Here is a 14755-nt window from a genome sequence, read left to right on the forward strand (position 1 = left end):
ATGGCGTCAGCGGGGGAGGGGGGGCGGACACTCTCCCCGGGGAACGCGGTCGGCGAGCGATATCGTGGCGCGCAGCGCGCCGGGCTGGACGAAGGCGTCCGCGAGGCGGAAGCTCATGATCTCGTCGGCTTTGCTGCGCATGCGCACCGTTCGGCCTCGCACGTTGAAGAAGGTGCGGGTCCGTGGGCCGGTCGGCCGTCGCCGTACTCGCCCCGACGCGGTCGCCGGGGGAATGCCTAATCATCTGGCTCAACCCGGCGTGAGGACCCCGGACCGGGCCGCCACCGCCGGGCGGCGCCGCGCCCAGAACGGTGACGACACCCAGCGGGCTTCGTCGGCGTAGGCCCGGGCGTGCAGGGCGAGGTAGCGCGCCGCGATCCCGTCGACGAAGGCGTGGTACGCGGCCAGGGCGTCCGCTTCGCTGCGCAGGCAGCCGTCGACGGCCGCGGCCGCGCGGGCGCCGGTGTGCAGGGCCGTGAGGATCCCCTGGGAGGAGAGCGGGTCGCAGGCGAGCGCGGCGTCCCCGGCGGCCACCCAGCCCGGCCCGGCCGGCGGGGCGAGACGCTGCCCATGGGCCGGCGCCCATCGCGGTTCCGGCAGCCGCCCGACGGCATAGCCGTCCAGCCGGGTCCGTACGTGCCGGGTGCCGGCCGCCCCCTCCAGGAACCCGGCGGCCGTGCGTAGCCGGGGCTCGACCAGGTCGAGGTCGGTGAGGTGGGCGAACAGCCGCCCGGTCGGCACCCGCGCGGTGTACCACCAGCCGCCCGGCACCGACTCGACGAGCGTGCGCAGGTCCTGGTCTGCCGGTACCGGGCCGGGCAGCAGGGCGTACGCGGCGACGAGCCGGTCCTGCCGCAGCCGTACGGCGCCCCGCCGGGCGATCAGCGCGCGCCGGCCGGTGGCGTCCACCAGCCATGCGCAGGGCAGCTCCCGCTCCACCCCGCGCTCGCGGACCACCAGCCGCCACGCTCCTGGCCGGCCGGTCCGGCGCACCGCGACGCCGCACACGGGCCGGGCCCCGGCGTCCTCGGCCGCGCCGCGCAGGAACGCGTCGAAGCGGACGCGGTCCAGGTGCCAGCCGTGGCCGTGCGGGTCCATGACGTGACCGCGCCCGTGCAGGTGCTCCGAGCCCCAGGCGGCGTCGGTGCCGGTGCAGGGCAGGTGCCCGTCGGCGTCGAGGCCGGCCAGCAGCCCGAGGTCGCGCAGCAGAGGCCGGGCGGCGGGCGGCAGGGTCTCGCCGATCCGGTACGGGCCCGCTCCCCGCGGCCCAGTCAGGTCCCGCGGCCGGGGGTCGAGGAGCAGGACCCGGCGGCCCGCGCGGGCCAGACACAGCGCCGCGACCGACCCGGCCGGCCCGGCGCCCGCCACGACCGCGTCCCAGCCGCCCGTCACTGGCGGCCCCGGAGGCGGGTCATCTTGTTGATGAAGCCCGCCGAGACCTCTTCGTCGGGCGGCTCGGCCATCGCGACGGCCGCGGCCACGGCGTCGGCCCGTACCTCCGGATCGGCGGCCTCCGGCACGTGCAAGGTGATCAGATTGCGTTCGCGGGGCGGTGCGGGCTCGGGGGCGAAGGTCACTTCGGACTCCACCAGCATGGTCTCCGGGAGCCCAGGGGTGTCCTGCGGTCCGGGACGGCGTTTGACGATCCCGAGCTTGCCGAAGTCCCGGACCATCTCGTTCATCTGGGTCTCGTAGCCGGGGGGCAGCCAGCGCAGCCACACGGACCTGCGCTCGAAGGCGAGCCGGCGCTCCTGCTGAGGTCGCGCGGGGTCCATCGCGATCGTGTACTCCTCCTCGGCCAGGACGTGATTGGGCACCTTGGCCGGCCAGAACGTGGGCAGGTACGGGTCGTAGCGGGGTCCGAAGCCCTGGTCGTAGCCGGAGCGGCAGCTCGCCGTGTCGGTGTGCCAGGGGACGGCCATCCATCGGGTGAGGTGGCCGGGCCCCTGCGCGTACAGCGGGCCGTCGACCCCGAGCGCGGCCTGGGGCGTGAGGACTCGGCCGTAGCTCTGGTCGGTCAGACCCGTGTCGCGGTGTTTGATCCGGAAGGGCGCCGAGTACATCGTGGCGTGCCGCATCGGCCAGGTGAGCTCGCAGCCGGGGTGGAAGGCGTCGGCGAGGCAGAATGACAGCGCGGCCCGGTCCAGCGTCGCGGGGCGCTCGGCCAGCGGAACGTCCTCCAGCCTGGTCACCGGCGTGGCGGCCGGATCGAAGTCCTCGTCGAAGGTGCCGTCCATCCAGCGCGTCAGCAGGTCGTACTGCAGGGGCGAGAGGGCGAGGTGCTGGCGCGGGGAGACCGGCGGCAGATTCACGGCGTCGCCGTACACCGAGGGCCAGGGGACGGTGGACATGCCGTCGCGGTCGAGGTGCCGCAGTGATGCCCAGACCTGGCGCCGCAGCTCCTTGTGGGCCGGGTCCTTGCTCGCCAGCCGGGTGAGCCGCTCGGGCGCCAGCAGATGGTCGCGGCCGCCGTGGCCGAACTGGACGGCGAGTCCGTGGTTGACCCACTGCAGGTCGCACAGCCGCCTCAGCACCGGCAGCACGTCGTGGGTGAAGGAGACCGACTGTGGGCGTGGCAGCAGGCCGGCCGTCACGTAGGTGTCGCGGAGCAGGTCGTGGAGCGTGCGGACGGACTTGAGGCCGGGCGCGTAGTCGGGGGGTGCGACGACGACCCAGGCGGGCTCGACGGGGATGGTCCGGCCGTCGATCCGGACCTCGGCCCGCACCGGCCCGTCGGCGATGTCGTCGTGCCAGCCGTCGTTGTTGGCGTAGTCGGTGGCGGGGCGGTTGCCCGCCGAGGCCGCCTTGCCGCGGCCGCCGAGGAAGAGGAGCCGGCCGGCCCGGTCGGTGCGTAGTTCGCCCAGGTAGACGGGGGTGCCCATGAACGTGCCGGTGTCGAACCGGAGCTCGGGCAGCCCGGCCCGGTCGCGGCCGCGCACCGACCGGGAGCCGGGGTTGATGACCAGCTGGCTCCGGGGCCGGACGGTGGCGTTGCGCAGTTTGCTCTCCGGGGCCTGGGCGGCCTCCGGGATGTCCAGGGCGAGCTGGAACTGGTACCAGGCGGCCTTCTTGTTGGCCACGTGCACGGTCCACCGCAGGTCGGCGTTGTCCGCGGTCAGCTCGGCGACCGGCTCCCCGGCGACGTTGAAGCCGTACACCCGGAAGCGGACCGCCTGCCGCTTCAGGGCCCCGGTCGCGTCCTTGTACGACGCCTCGGGGGGTGCGTCGTCGACCTCGGGGGCGAGGAAGAACCCCTCGGCGCTGTCGCCGACCCGGGCCACGCCGATCGCCGGGTGGATGGCGGCGCGGACGATCCGGGTGTCGCGGCCGGGCGGCTCGGTGGAGGCCGGCCGGGCGGGGCCGGGCTCGGTCGCGGGGACGCCGTTGGCGTCGCGCCGCCGGGCAGCCGAGGCGAGGTACACGACCCGGCGGGCCTCGGCGATGCTGCCGGCCGGGCGGTGCTCGGGCAGGGAGTGCCAGGGGTTGAAGGCGAGGTTCTCGCCGTACGCGGCCTGGCCGCGCGCCTCGGTGTTCTGCTGATGCAGGGTCAGCCTGGCCACCCGCACCGGAGCGCTCGCCGCCTCCTCCCAGCGGACCGTGGCCCGGTCCAGAGGCATAGCGTCCGGGTCGGTGCGCAACTGTACGAACAGGTCGAAGGCCGCCTCCCCGGCGGCCAGCCTGTGCCGCAGGTCGCCGCGGAAGAAGGACGGGTCCTCGTCGGGCGGCACGGCCTGCGGATCGCCGTCCGGGCAGCCCGCGGGGACCAGCTTGTACTTGACGTGCCGCTCGTCCCCGAAGCCGTACGGAAGCACGCTCCAGTACGTGGCCGTCAGCGTGCTCTTCTCGGCCTTGGCCATGTCCTGGATGACCGTCCGGGTGACCGGATGGCTGTCCAGGTAGGCCTGGGAGGTGTTGTCGACCACCCCGGCGCGGGTGAATTCGCACATGTCGCGGGCGGTGTCGACGAAGAACACGTCGTGGTTCTGGAGCAGGAGGTCCTGGGTGTCCGCGGCGCTGTCGTCCGCCAGGAGCTTCACGCCGGGCACCCCGAAGAGCTTGATCCCGATGCCGAGGGTGGTGCGCAGGTCGGACCGGGCGGGCACGGTGTCGCTGGAGAACCGCACCCAGGCGGTCAGCCCGCCCTGGGCGCGCGCGGCCTCCAGGAAGCCGACGCGCAGCTCCTCGGGCAGGTCGGCGTCGACGGTGAGGACGCCCCGGGCGGAGCCGTGGGCCTTGAGGAAGACGGGCCGCAGCGCGGGTTCCTGCCCCTGCGCGATCCGCCTGCCCTGCACCAGGTCCACGAACATGGCGCGCAGTGCGCCGGTGGGGTCGTCGGCGCAGTCGGGCAGGGGTTCGATGGGTCCGGACATGGGGGCGGGCCTTCCGGGCGGGGTCTTTCTGCCACTGTCCGCTGCGGGTCGCGAGGGCCGCCAGCCCGCCGGGCCCAGGGGAGTGAGGGGCGGCTTCCGCCGTGTGGGCGACCGCGGCTTCCGCCGCGTGGGGCAGACGAGTTGGGCAGGCGGTGGAGCACGGGTAAGAAGGAAGGTTCCGGGCCTGTTCCTGGCCGGCTTTGACCGGGGACTGAGTTAGCCGCGGCGTGTCCGTGGCAGCAGAGGTTCGGATTCGCCCGAAGGGGCAGCCGAGGCCAGATTTCCGAGACCGGGATTTGGAGTGCGGGCGCCGAGGAAGAGTCCATCTGACTGGCCACCACTTCGGGATGAGGTCTCAGATGGGTGATTCAGAACCCCCCGTTACAGACACTGGGCTCGTCTCCCACATCCGTAAGCCAGTCCTGTTGGCAAGCCTCCTGGCTACTGTCGCCGGGCTGCTCCTCTACGCACTCGACGTCCCCGGCGACGACATCTATCTCTTCGTCGCTGGCCTCAGCGGCGGTGCATCCGCGGCCGAGGCGGCCGAGGCACTCGAGCGTCGCGACGCAGCCCAGGAACACAATGAGGTGCTACGCAGAAACCAGGAGTTGCAGGACCGGGTAAGCGCGCTCAACAAACAGATCCGCACCATGCGCGAACCCGCATTGCGGGCCGCAGCTGCTGTTGGATCCGCGTTCGTCATGCACAACACCAACCCGGATTCCGAAGAGGCCGTCTTTCTCGGCGTCTCCGACGAACTCCGCGTCGCCCACGACGTGAATGACACGTACGGCATCTGCCGGGCCTTGAAGACCCGCTGGGGAACGCACGCAAGCGAGTCCTTCATGCTGGGACGGCAGCTCACCGGTGGCCTGGGTGATCCAACTCTTCTCGCGCAGGAAGAAACGCGCTCCCTGATCCGCGACCGGCTCAGCCTCCGCACTGATGACACAGAACTTGTCGGGGCAGTGGATCTGGCGTTGCAAGCCCAGGTGGAGCCAGGGGCACTCATGCGGTACGCAGGGCAGGTGCTGCGGTACATCACCATGGACAGTACCTCGGCCGAAGCGAAGCAACTGCGTGCGCGGCTGGTGCGCGGACACGAGGGCCTCGAGGAGGAAGGGCCGACCACCGGAGACGATTCCGACTCTGACTTCCGCCGACAGTTGGCAATCCTCGTGGCCGCCGGAGTCCATGAGCACGACCCGGACGTGCGGCTCTTCCTCGGCGTGCTAACCCAGGACACGGAGATGGTCGCCGAAGCGATGGCGAGTGGGGCCAACCCGAACGTCCCTGACATCGAGATCCTCCGCAGGCACCGCAGTGTGCTCGATGCAGCTGAGTGAAAGAGGGCATCGACCTGGCCGTCAACAGACTTGGATGCAGCACGTCATTTGACCGACGACCGAACTCACGCCTTAGCTTGCGAAGCTGCGGATACTGAGGCCCCGTCGTAGGCGCTAAGAGAGGCTTTGACGGGTGCGTCGGCGGGTTTGGCCGTTGCGGTGGCTCGGCTGGCCAGCCGGCATGGCATGTGCTGCCGCTTCGGCGTCGTTGGTGTCGGTCCTGTTGTGCCGTGATGGCGGCGTGTTGCCTTGTCCGGCTGGTTCGCCTCGATGTCGGTCGGCTTGTTGGTGGGCAGAAAAGGCGGCTCGGTGCGGCTCTGCGCGTGTCGAGACGGCGTGGGGTCGAGGACCGGCCCGGGCTGTTACTCACTTTTGGGTGAGGGGCCGGGTGGAGGGGGTGGCGTGTCGTGGTGGTCGAAGGGGGTGTGGTCCTGCTGCCGCATGGGCGGGTCTTCCGTTGGAAGGCCGGCCTTCGCTCCTACAGGACATATATGGGCATTGCAGTCGAGGGTCACTGGAATGTGGGCAATGGGTAACAGGGTCGGTGTTGCCGGTCAGTTGCCGCTTGTGGGGGCGAGGGTCTGTGGTGCGCGGCCGGCTCGGCCGTCGTCACATACCGCACCACTGCCCGGAGCTCGGCCCGTCAAGGGTGGGCCGCCTTCTGGGTGGGTGCCCGCACCATGCAGGTGGGTTCATGTCTGCTTCTTCTTCCGTCACTTCCCGCCGTCTGCTCGGCGCCGTGCTTGCGGCCGGGGCTGTTGTGGGGGCGGTGGCGCTTCCGGCGTCCGCTGCCAGCCAGGATCGCGGCTGGCACGGTCCGAGGGTGGAGATCTCGGCTGTGCAGTACGACTCCCCGGGACGCGACGACCGGTCGAACCGTTCGCTGAACCGGGAGTGGGTGGAGCTGACCAACACCGCCCGGCGTGCTGTGTACCTCGACGGGTGGACGCTGCAGGACCAGCACGGCCGCACCTACACCTTCGACGGCTACCGCCTGGCGGGCCGGGCCACGGTCCGCATCCACACCGGAGAGGGGCGCGACACCCGCACCGACCTGTACCAGGACCGCCGTGACTACGTGTGGGACAACCGATCCGGCACGGCCACCCTGCGCAACGACCGCGGCCGCTTCATCGACGACGAGTCCTGGGGCCACGACCGCCACCACCACGGCGGCAACCACCACCACGGCGACCGCGGGCACCACGGCGACCGTGGCCACCACGGCGACCGAGGGCACCACGGTGACCGCCACTGACCACCCAGATTCTGCGCGGGTGACAGCTGAACACCCCACCCACGCGTAACCAGCGGTGTGCCCGGCCAGCCGTCTCGGTGGCCGGGCACACCGCTGCTTTGTTCGGTCACCGGCCGGGTGGGCCCCGCGCCTCACCGGCCGAGGACATGCCCGGACTGTCACAGGACGTTCGGCTGGCTGGCGCTCGCAGCACCAGGTCCTCGTCGTGGCTGGCCGGGGCCGCTGCAGCGAGGTCGAGGAGGCGTTGGGTGGTCGTCGTCATGATTCCTCCGTGAAGCGGAAGGGAAGCCAACCGAGCGCGAGCGCTGCTCCGCTGGCGAGTCGCGAGCTGCGGGTGTCCGGTGCCCGGATGGCGGGGTGGACGTGTCCCGTGAGGTGGCTTGGCCGTTGAGCGGACCATGAAGAAGATCATGCTCGCGGCACTTCCCGCTCTCGCGCTGTCCCTTGCGGCTCCTGCAGCCCACGCTGACGACGACCCCATGCTTTGCCGGGCCTGTGTACGCCGCCGACAACTGGAACTTCTCGGCGGCCGTTGTCTGCCTGCAGGAAGTCGCCATCGTTCCGGCTCTTTCCGGCGGCCCTGGCTACGCCGGCGACCACGACAACAACTGCTCCAACGGCAACGTGATCGACCACTCCTGACGCAGGGCTATTGGCAGTGCTGGCCTTCAGAGCAGGGGACATCGCGTCACCCCGGGTGCAGCGTGCTCATCGACGGCCGCAAGCCGCTCCCCTTCATCTCCGGTGTCGGGTGGGTGGTGTGGACGTCGGGAGCCTGGCTGGCGGCGAGGCGCATGTCTTCGGGGTGGGAGGGGTGGGGGTGGTGTTGCGGTGGCGGCGGCACAGTCGTGTCGCAATGGGCGCATGGGTGAGTTTGCTGTGCCTGTCCATCGCGCCCCTGAGGCAGCCGGCCGCACGTGGCGGAGTGTGCGGAAGGTCATGAGGACCCCGGGGGCGCCGCTGGAGGTGCCCGTGCGGCGGGATATGGAGGCGCGCTTTGGAGCGGACTTCTCCCGGGTGCGGGTACACACTGATGATGCTGCGGCCGCGACGGCGCTCGGTTTGCGGGCGGCTGCCTACACAGTCGGCAGGCACATCGTGTTCGGCACCGGCCGTTACCGGCCCGGGTCGGCGGACGGCCTGCGGATGCTCGCGCATGAACTCACACATGTTCTCCAGCAGCGCTCCGTGGCTGACGGGGTGAGGACACCGATGGGTATCAGCCATCCGCAGGATGCTGCTGAACGCGAGGCCGAGACCACTGCGCACCGGATGACCGACGGCAGGCAGAACACTCCCACCGGGGCTGGCGTCGCTTCAGCCGGCACCCCGGCTGTGGCCGCCGTGTCGGCCTGCAGCGACGGCAGCGGCCGGCACACGGTGCAGCGGTGCGGCCCGGCCGCGTGCAACTGCGCAACGGAGGTGGACCCGGCCGAAGAGGCGTCGCCGCTGGTGTCTCGGATGGCCGAGGACGCCGCTGCACTCGTCGGGGAGAGCGCGGACACAGCCGAGGCCGCTGGCGAGGCGGACCGGGAGGATTCCGTCCACGACGGAGACACCCCACCGGGCGGCCCGGTCCGGCCCGTCCCTGAGAGTCCCGATGAGCTCGTGTCACCCGGGCTCCTGGTTGCCGATGGCGGTTCCACGGCAGGCCAAGACACAGCTGTGCCCACGGCGCGTGACCGGCACCGGGACCCGGTCCCCTCAACCCGTAAGCCGTGGATCAGCCGCATCGCGATCGACCTCACCAGCCAAACCATCCGGTACGAGTGGGGCAACGGTTCCCCAGGGGGAGGCAGTTCCATCTCCTCCGGTCGCGGACAGCCGTGCACAGCGCACGATCCCTGTGCCAATCAGAACAACCTGAATTGCACTCCGACCGGGACCTTTTCTCCTGCATTCCTGGGTGGCCCCGGGTACACGAACGCCGATGGCGATGCAATGGCCTGGTACGTCGACCTTGGCACGGGCCGTGGCATCGGAATCCACGACTCCCAGCCGGTGCTCGGCCGGCCCGCCTCGCATGGCTGCGTGCGCCTGCCCATGAACATTGCGTCCGCCATCAACCAGCACGTCATCAGGCGTACCACGATCGTGATCTCAGGAAAGGCAGCCACCGTCCTCTGGCGGAACCGGACGTGCAAGGCGGGACCGCACCGGGAGCAATGAGTAAAGCGCAGCGGCGGCGGACGGAATGAGCAGCGGCAACCGCTCATTCCTGTTCCGACTCCCGAGGGCCGATCAGCCCACGTTCGAGGCCACCTCGTTGCTTTTCGGCGTGGGACTACCAGCACCCGCTTGAGACACGCCGCGTGCGTCGGGCCCCACCGCACCCGCGCGGGCTCTGCCCTGTGTCGCGGACGGCGTGTCGCGGTCGGTGCTGGCCCTACCCGGGGCCGGGCAGCTGCTCGTCGGGCTCCGGGCAGACCGCGACTCTGGTCCTCGGCCCGGGCCCGATCGGCCCCGATCGGGCGTGAATGCGGCGGCGTTGGCGGTGGCTTTGCTGACGGGCCGCCTCCGGCCGCGTCCCGTGTCTGTTCGGTCGTGCCCGGCTGCTGGACCACCCGTCCCCGGCTGCCGGGCCACCTGCCCCTCGGTTGTAGCGTGTGGGTGTGGTGCCGCGGCTGCCCGGTGCCTGACCGCGACTGGAGGGGTGTCCCGTGCCCGAGTGTCATGTGGTGGTGGTCGGGGCGGGGATCGGTGGTCTGACTGCTGCTGTTGCGCTGTACCGCCGGGGCTGGCGTGTCACGGTCTGTGAGCGTGCTCCTGAACTGCCCGCCACTGGTGCCGGTATCGGGCTGGCTCCCAACGCTCTGCGTGCTCTCGATGCGATCGGCGTGGATGCTGCCTATGCCGTCGGCAGTGCTGTACCCGCCACGATGGGCCTGCGCCGGTGGGATGGCTCCTGGCTGGTGCGGGAGGCCACTGCGGGCATATCGGCCCGGTACGGCATGCCTCCGATTGCTGTTGCCCGCCCGGCTTTCACCGCCGCCCTTGCCGCCGCTCTGCCGCCGACGGCGCTGCGCTACGGCACCGCTGTGACCGGTGTGGATGATGCCGGGGGCCGCCCGGCGGTGCGTACGGCGGCCGGCCCTGACCTGCCCGCCGATCTGGTCGTGGCCGCGGACGGTATCCACAGCCCGCTGCGCCGTGCGTTCTTTCCCGCCCATCGGGGCCTGCACTACATCGGTGAGACCGCCTGGCGGTGCGTGGTGGACGCCCCGGAGCTGGGGGTGACGGCGATGAGTGAGTCCTGGGGCCGGGGGGAGCGGTTCGGTATCACCCCGCTGTCCGACGGCCGGCTCTACCTCTATGCCACCGCGGTCGTCCCGGCCGGCACCCGGTGGGGCGACGTGCGCGTCGAACTGCGCCGCCGTTTCGGTTCCTGGCATGACCCGATCCCGGCTCTGCTGGAACGCGTGGGCCGTCTGGATGCGGCCGGCGTCCTGCAGAGCGACCTCCACGACCTGGCAGGCCCGCTGCCTGCCCTGCACCACGGCCGGATTGCCTGGCTGGGCGATGCCGCCCATGCCATGGCTCCCAATCTCGGCCAGGGCGGCTGCCAGGCGATCGAGGACGCGGTGGTCCTGGCTCACCTGCTGCCCGCGGCGGACACCTCCGGCACTGTCGCGGACCGTGTCCCGTCGGCCCTGGCCGCGTACACGGCCGCCCGCCGGGCCCGGACCGACGCCGTGCGTGTCCGTGCCCGCCGGGTCGGTCGCCTGGGCGCCGTACGCAACCCGCTTGCGGCGGCCGCCCGGGACCTCGCGGTCCGCGCCACCCCGAACCGTCTGGCCCGACGCGGCTTGGACGAACTCTTCGCCGGCTTTCGCCTCCCCGGTGGGCAGGGCGTTGGGTGAGGTCCGGCACGGCGTCCTGTCTGACACCCCATGCCGTTGGGTGTCAAGCGGCAGGGGGTGGGGTGCGGCCAGGCGGTCGCTTCGTTGTCGTGGGTACGGGTTTTGAGCGACCGTGGAGGGGCCTTGACCCCTGGTTGATCCAGGACGATCCGGTCGGAGTGAAGTGCAGTTCGAATCTGGGGTGTTTGGCGAGCCAGGCTTTGATCGCGGGTGTTTTGTGGGTGCCGTAGTTGTCCACGATCAGGTGGATCTGCAGGTGCGCGGGCACCGTCTTGTCAATCCTGATCAGGAACTTCTTGAACTCCACGGCCCGGTGCCAGCGGTGCAGGGCGGAGATGACCTCACCCGTGGCGACGTCGAAGGCGGCGAACAAGGTAGTCAGGCCGTTGCGGACGTAGTCATGGGTGCGCCGCTCGGGCATGCCCGGCATTATCGGCAGCACCGGCTGAGACCGGTCCAGAGCCTGGATCTGCGACTTCTCATCCACCGACAGCACCACCGCTCCCCCGGGCGGGTTGAAGTACAGGCCCACGACGTCATAGACCTTCTCCACGAACAATGGGTCCGTCGACAGCTTGAAGGTGTCCGCCAGATGCGGCCTGAGCTGGAACTGCCGCCAGATCCGGCCCACGGTCGACTTCGACAGGCCACTGTGCTCGGTCATCGATTTCCGCGACCAGTGAGTGGCGTTCCTCGGCACCTGTTCCAGCGTGGTGACCACCACCGCCTCCACCTGATCGACACTGATGGTGGGCGGCCGGCCCGGCCTCGGCTCGTCGGCCAGCCCGTCCAGCCGCTCCGCGAGGAAGCGCCGCCGCCACTTGCGGACCGTGTCCGCAGTCACCCGCAACTCCCGGGCGACCGCGACGATCGGCGGCGGCTCCGGCGGCATCTTCCCCGACCGCGCCGCCGTGATCCGGCTCGTCGGCGCCGTCCTGGCCGAGCAGAACGACGAGTGGACCGAGGCCCGCCGTTACATGGGCCGCGAACTCCTTGCCAAGGCCCGCCTCCACCCGGTCGAGTCACAAACCGACGAGACCGCCCTGCCCACCGAAGTCACCGCATAGTCTCAACTCGAGATCACCGAGTGTCCGCCGATACGCCACTCCAGCGGACGTGACCGCGCATAGCAGGGTCCATTTCCCATGTGTGCCGACTGCCGTCGGCGGCTGGTGGCGAAGATGAGCGGGGCGGGCAGCCGTTGCGGGGTGCCCGCCCCGGGGTGGGTCAGCTGTTGTAGGGGGCTGTGACGTCCAGGACCCAGGTCACGCCGAAGCGGTCGGTCAGCATGCCGTACAGCGGGGCCCAGGCCGCGGGCTCCAGTGGGCGCAGCACGTTCGAGCCGTCGACCAGCCTCTGCCACAGGGTGCTGATCTCGTCGGCGTCCTCGCCGCGCACGGACACGAAGAACGGGTTGGTGCCCTGTTCGTACGGCATCGCCGAGGGCACGTCGTAGGCCATGACGTGGAAGCCGTTGTCGGCGACGACCTGGCCCCACATCACCCAGTCCGCCTCGCTGTCGTTCTGAACGTTGGCGGCGTCCTTGTAGGTCACCGCGACGGTGTGCCCGCCGAAGACGGACTGGTAGAAGTCCAGCGCCTGACGGGCCGAGCCGCGGAAGTTCAGATGCGGGGTGGTGGTGACGGACATGGTCTGCTCCTGCCGGGAAGTGCGCCGGATGAGGCACATGCGGATGACGGGCGAAATGCCCTTCTCTGGAATCTGTGACGGAGCATGGCACCCATACAGGACAGGTTGTGTCCTGTACTTGCGGCAGGATGGAGGCATGCAGAAAACGTCCTCGCGGCTCCTGGCCCTGCTCTCCCTGCTCCAGGCACGACCGGAGTGGAGCGGAGACGACCTGGCCGAGCGGCTGGAGGTCACCGTGCGCACCGTGCGCCGTGACATCGACCGCCTTCGCGCGCTGGGCTACCCGGTCGCCACGGACAAGGGCCCGGGCGGCGGATACCGTCTGCGTCCCGGATCGCAGATGCCACCGCTGCTCTTCGACGACGAGCAGGTCATCGCTCTGGCCGTCGCGCTGCAGAGCACCGCCCACCCCGCGATCGCGGAGGACGCCGACCGGGCGCTCGCGACGATCCGGAACGTCCTCCCTCCGCGCCTGCGGCAGCGCATAGACGCACTCCACGTCACCACCGTCCGCCCACCCGATCCCGGCACCCCACCGGCCCAGGCCCTGGACCTGCTCGCCACCGTGAGCACCGCGATCCAGCGCCGCGAAGTACTGCGCCTGGACTACACCCCGCACCAGGAGGCCGCACCACAGCGACGCTGCGTGGAGCCCCATCACCTCGTGGCCTGGCGCACCCACTGGTACCTGCTGGCTTGGGATCTCGACCGCGACGACTGGCGCACCTTCCGCACCGACCGCATGACCCCACGCACGCCGACCGGTCCGCGTTTCACGGTACGTCAGGTGCCTGGCGGGGACGTCTTCACGTTCGTCACCAGCCGGTTCCGGGGCTCCGACGGCACTGATGCCGCGTGGCCCTGCCAAGGCGAGGCCATTGTGGATCTCCCCGCCTCGGAAGTCGTGCCCTACACCGCCGACGGCATCGTGGAACCGCTCGGGCCCACGCGATGCCGCGTCATCACTGGATCCTGGTCCTGGACCGCCCTCGCTGCCAGCCTTGGCCGTTTCGACGCGAACCTGCACGTCATCGGCCCGCCAGCCCTCCACGAAGCCTGCGCCACACTCGCCCGCCGCTACGCCGCCGCGACCGCCGGAGCTGCACGGCAAGCTGAGTCCGGCGACGACGGCGTCCAGGTCCTGGCCAAGACCGGTGATGAAGCCGTGCAGGGCTGGCAAGTCGTCTTCTCGGACACGCTCGATCCATAGCCCGAGTTGCGTGCCCTGACGTTGCTCATCAACTCAGCGAAGGCCCGCACGTGTTGACTGGTCCGCTCAAGTGCGGGGCAGCGGGAGAGGATCGGCTTGAGCTGTTGAGCTCGGTCGCAGTCGAGGCGATCGGGGCGGCGCGTGAGCCAGCCGGTTACGTCCCGCACGGACGGGCTTGGGCGGGGTGGATCGTCATGGGGGAAGGCTTCGCGGAGCAGGTGCACGTACTGGCGCACGACGCCTTCACCGCCCGTGTATCCGCGCACCCAGTTCCTCGAACAGGCGGCGGGCGACGGTGCAGCCCTCGGCCCACCGCTGGTGCAGGGGGGACTTGAACGGATCGAGGATGCTGGGCAGGCCGGTCCACCGTCCAACCAGCAGGTCGTCCGCGGTGGCCGCGTGCGCCAGGCGGCGCACGGTATGGCGGGCCAGACCGACCTCGCGCGCGGTCGGCCGCGGGCCGACCCCCTGCCCGAGCAGGGTGTGCACGGCCACATGCTGTTCCCGCACCCGATCAGACGGCCGCCCGGGTTGGCGTGGCGCAGCCGGGGAGATTGCGTCGAGGTCCGTGGCCTCAAGGACCGCAACGGTGTCGCTCGGGCCGGCGGCCTCCGGTTCGCGCAGCGGAGCACGGTGTTGAACGACAGTCGTCTCAACGGTTTTTATGAGGTTCTTCCAGGTGCGCCACCGGTCGGCGGCATGGGCCGCTTCGGGCGCGCCAAGCCGTCCGGCTTCAGCGTAGGCGGTGGAGCGGTCGCGGCGGATGGCTTCGACGCCGGGATGACCGGCAAGCCACCCGGCCACCGTGGCGGTGGCCCGATCGGACAGCAGATCGGCTGGGTGCGGGTCTCAATGTCGATCAAGACCGTGCCGTAGTTGTGCGCTTTGCGCAGCGCGAACTCATCCCCCGAGCACGCGCGGAGTGTGAGTCGCAGGCTCGGGCGGGCGGCGGATCAGCCGCAAGAGCGTGGACCGGCGCGCCCGGGCGGCGAGTTCATGCGTCAGACGTGCACCTGCCCGGCCGGCCAACATCAGCGCTATCCGTTCAAGTGGCGGCTGAG

The 14755-nt window shown here is 70.8% G+C and carries 12 protein-coding genes and 2 pseudogenes; 8 read left to right on the forward strand and 6 right to left on the reverse strand.

All coding sequences use genetic code 11. The annotated features are described in order from the left end of the window. Window positions 1-6 precede the first annotated feature (6 nt). The 3 genes from STRCI_RS41955 to STRCI_RS41965 form a co-directional block, all read right to left on the reverse strand. Complete coding sequence (locus STRCI_RS41955; RefSeq protein ID WP_269664251.1) at window positions 7-141, reverse strand: hypothetical protein; 135 nt, start codon at window positions 139-141, stop codon at window positions 7-9. Between the two features lie 108 nt (window positions 142-249). Continuing rightward, window positions 250-1392: an NAD(P)/FAD-dependent oxidoreductase gene (locus tag STRCI_RS41960; protein ID WP_269664252.1), complete on the reverse strand. Its 1143-nt coding sequence runs from the start codon at window positions 1390-1392 to the stop codon at window positions 250-252. After that, on the reverse strand, window positions 1389-4370 hold the full coding sequence (locus STRCI_RS41965; protein WP_269664253.1) for a LodA/GoxA family CTQ-dependent oxidase: 2982 nt from the start codon (window positions 4368-4370) through the stop codon (window positions 1389-1391). The genes STRCI_RS41960 and STRCI_RS41965 overlap by 4 nt, the downstream gene beginning before the upstream one ends. Before the next feature lie 425 nt (window positions 4371-4795). Between STRCI_RS41965 and STRCI_RS41970 the strand changes: the two genes are divergently transcribed. From STRCI_RS41970 to STRCI_RS41990, 5 genes are all read left to right on the forward strand, one after another. Continuing rightward, window positions 4796-5716, forward strand: coding sequence for a hypothetical protein (locus STRCI_RS41970; protein ID WP_269664254.1), 921 nt, complete (start codon window positions 4796-4798; stop codon window positions 5714-5716). Window positions 5717-6410: 694 nt separating this feature from the next. Then, the gene (locus tag STRCI_RS41975) at window positions 6411-6974 is read left to right on the forward strand and encodes a lamin tail domain-containing protein (protein WP_269664255.1); all 564 of its coding nucleotides are present in this window, start codon (window positions 6411-6413) and stop codon (window positions 6972-6974) included. Window positions 6975-7469: 495 nt separating this feature from the next. Further along, window positions 7470-7616, forward strand: coding sequence for a hypothetical protein (locus tag STRCI_RS43475; RefSeq protein WP_336298841.1), 147 nt, complete (start codon window positions 7470-7472; stop codon window positions 7614-7616). A 297-nt stretch (window positions 7617-7913) separates the two neighbouring features. After that, window positions 7914-9143 (forward strand): eCIS core domain-containing protein, encoded by a 1230-nt coding sequence (locus tag STRCI_RS41985; RefSeq protein ID WP_269664256.1) that lies wholly within the window; start codon window positions 7914-7916, stop codon window positions 9141-9143. 491 nt (window positions 9144-9634) lie between these two features. Continuing rightward, window positions 9635-10834, forward strand: a complete 1200-nt coding sequence (locus STRCI_RS41990) for an FAD-dependent oxidoreductase (protein ID WP_269664257.1) — start codon at window positions 9635-9637, stop codon at window positions 10832-10834. Window positions 10835-10955: 121 nt separating this feature from the next. Here the strand turns inward: STRCI_RS41990 and STRCI_RS41995 are convergent. Next, window positions 10956-11696, reverse strand: a pseudogene (locus STRCI_RS41995) (IS630 family transposase); the annotation flags it as partial. Between the two features lie 25 nt (window positions 11697-11721). On the opposite strand from STRCI_RS41995, the pseudogene STRCI_RS42000 reads away from it, so the two are divergent. Continuing rightward, window positions 11722-11901: pseudogene (locus STRCI_RS42000) on the forward strand (transposase); the annotation flags it as partial. A 160-nt stretch (window positions 11902-12061) separates the two neighbouring features. On the opposite strand, the gene STRCI_RS42005 reads toward STRCI_RS42000, so the two are convergent. Further along, entirely contained in the window at window positions 12062-12484 is a 423-nt protein-coding gene (locus tag STRCI_RS42005) for a VOC family protein (RefSeq protein WP_269664258.1), read from the reverse strand. Between the two features lie 136 nt (window positions 12485-12620). On the opposite strand from STRCI_RS42005, the gene STRCI_RS42010 reads away from it, so the two are divergent. Continuing rightward, window positions 12621-13694 carry a helix-turn-helix transcriptional regulator gene (locus STRCI_RS42010; protein WP_269664259.1) on the forward strand — a complete coding sequence of 358 codons (1074 nt, stop codon included), beginning with the start codon at window positions 12621-12623 and terminating at the stop codon, window positions 13692-13694. Window positions 13695-13937: 243 nt separating this feature from the next. On the opposite strand, the gene STRCI_RS42015 is transcribed toward STRCI_RS42010, so the two are convergent. Then, window positions 13938-14189 carry a hypothetical protein gene (locus STRCI_RS42015; RefSeq protein ID WP_269664260.1) on the reverse strand — a complete coding sequence of 84 codons (252 nt, stop codon included), beginning with the start codon at window positions 14187-14189 and terminating at the stop codon, window positions 13938-13940. On the opposite strand from STRCI_RS42015, the gene STRCI_RS42020 reads away from it, so the two are divergent. Then, on the forward strand, window positions 14190-14570 hold the full coding sequence (locus STRCI_RS42020; protein ID WP_269664261.1) for a hypothetical protein: 381 nt from the start codon (window positions 14190-14192) through the stop codon (window positions 14568-14570). It abuts the gene before it with no gap. The last annotated feature ends 185 nt before the right edge of the window (window positions 14571-14755 follow it).

Source organism: Streptomyces cinnabarinus, from assembly GCF_027270315.1.
Classification (GTDB): Bacteria; Actinomycetota; Actinomycetes; order Streptomycetales; family Streptomycetaceae; genus Streptomyces; species Streptomyces cinnabarinus.

What these genes read in the sequence shown, in the direction of transcription:
- STRCI_RS41985 (WP_269664256.1), top strand. Translation starts at nt 7,914, where the DNA reads ATGAGGACCCCGGGGGCGCCGCTGGAGGTGCCCGTGCGGCGGGATATG.
- STRCI_RS42010 (WP_269664259.1), top strand. Translation starts at nt 12,621, where the DNA reads ATGCAGAAAACGTCCTCGCGGCTCCTGGCCCTGCTCTCCCTGCTCCAG.
- STRCI_RS41955 (WP_269664251.1), bottom strand. Translation starts at nt 141, where the DNA reads ATGCGCAGCAAAGCCGACGAGATCATGAGCTTCCGCCTCGCGGACGCC.
- STRCI_RS41965 (WP_269664253.1), bottom strand. Translation starts at nt 4,370, where the DNA reads ATGTCCGGACCCATCGAACCCCTGCCCGACTGCGCCGACGACCCCACC.
- STRCI_RS42020 (WP_269664261.1), top strand. Translation starts at nt 14,190, where the DNA reads ATGCTGTTCCCGCACCCGATCAGACGGCCGCCCGGGTTGGCGTGGCGC.
- STRCI_RS41975 (WP_269664255.1), top strand. Translation starts at nt 6,411, where the DNA reads ATGTCTGCTTCTTCTTCCGTCACTTCCCGCCGTCTGCTCGGCGCCGTG.
- STRCI_RS42005 (WP_269664258.1), bottom strand. Translation starts at nt 12,484, where the DNA reads ATGTCCGTCACCACCACCCCGCATCTGAACTTCCGCGGCTCGGCCCGT.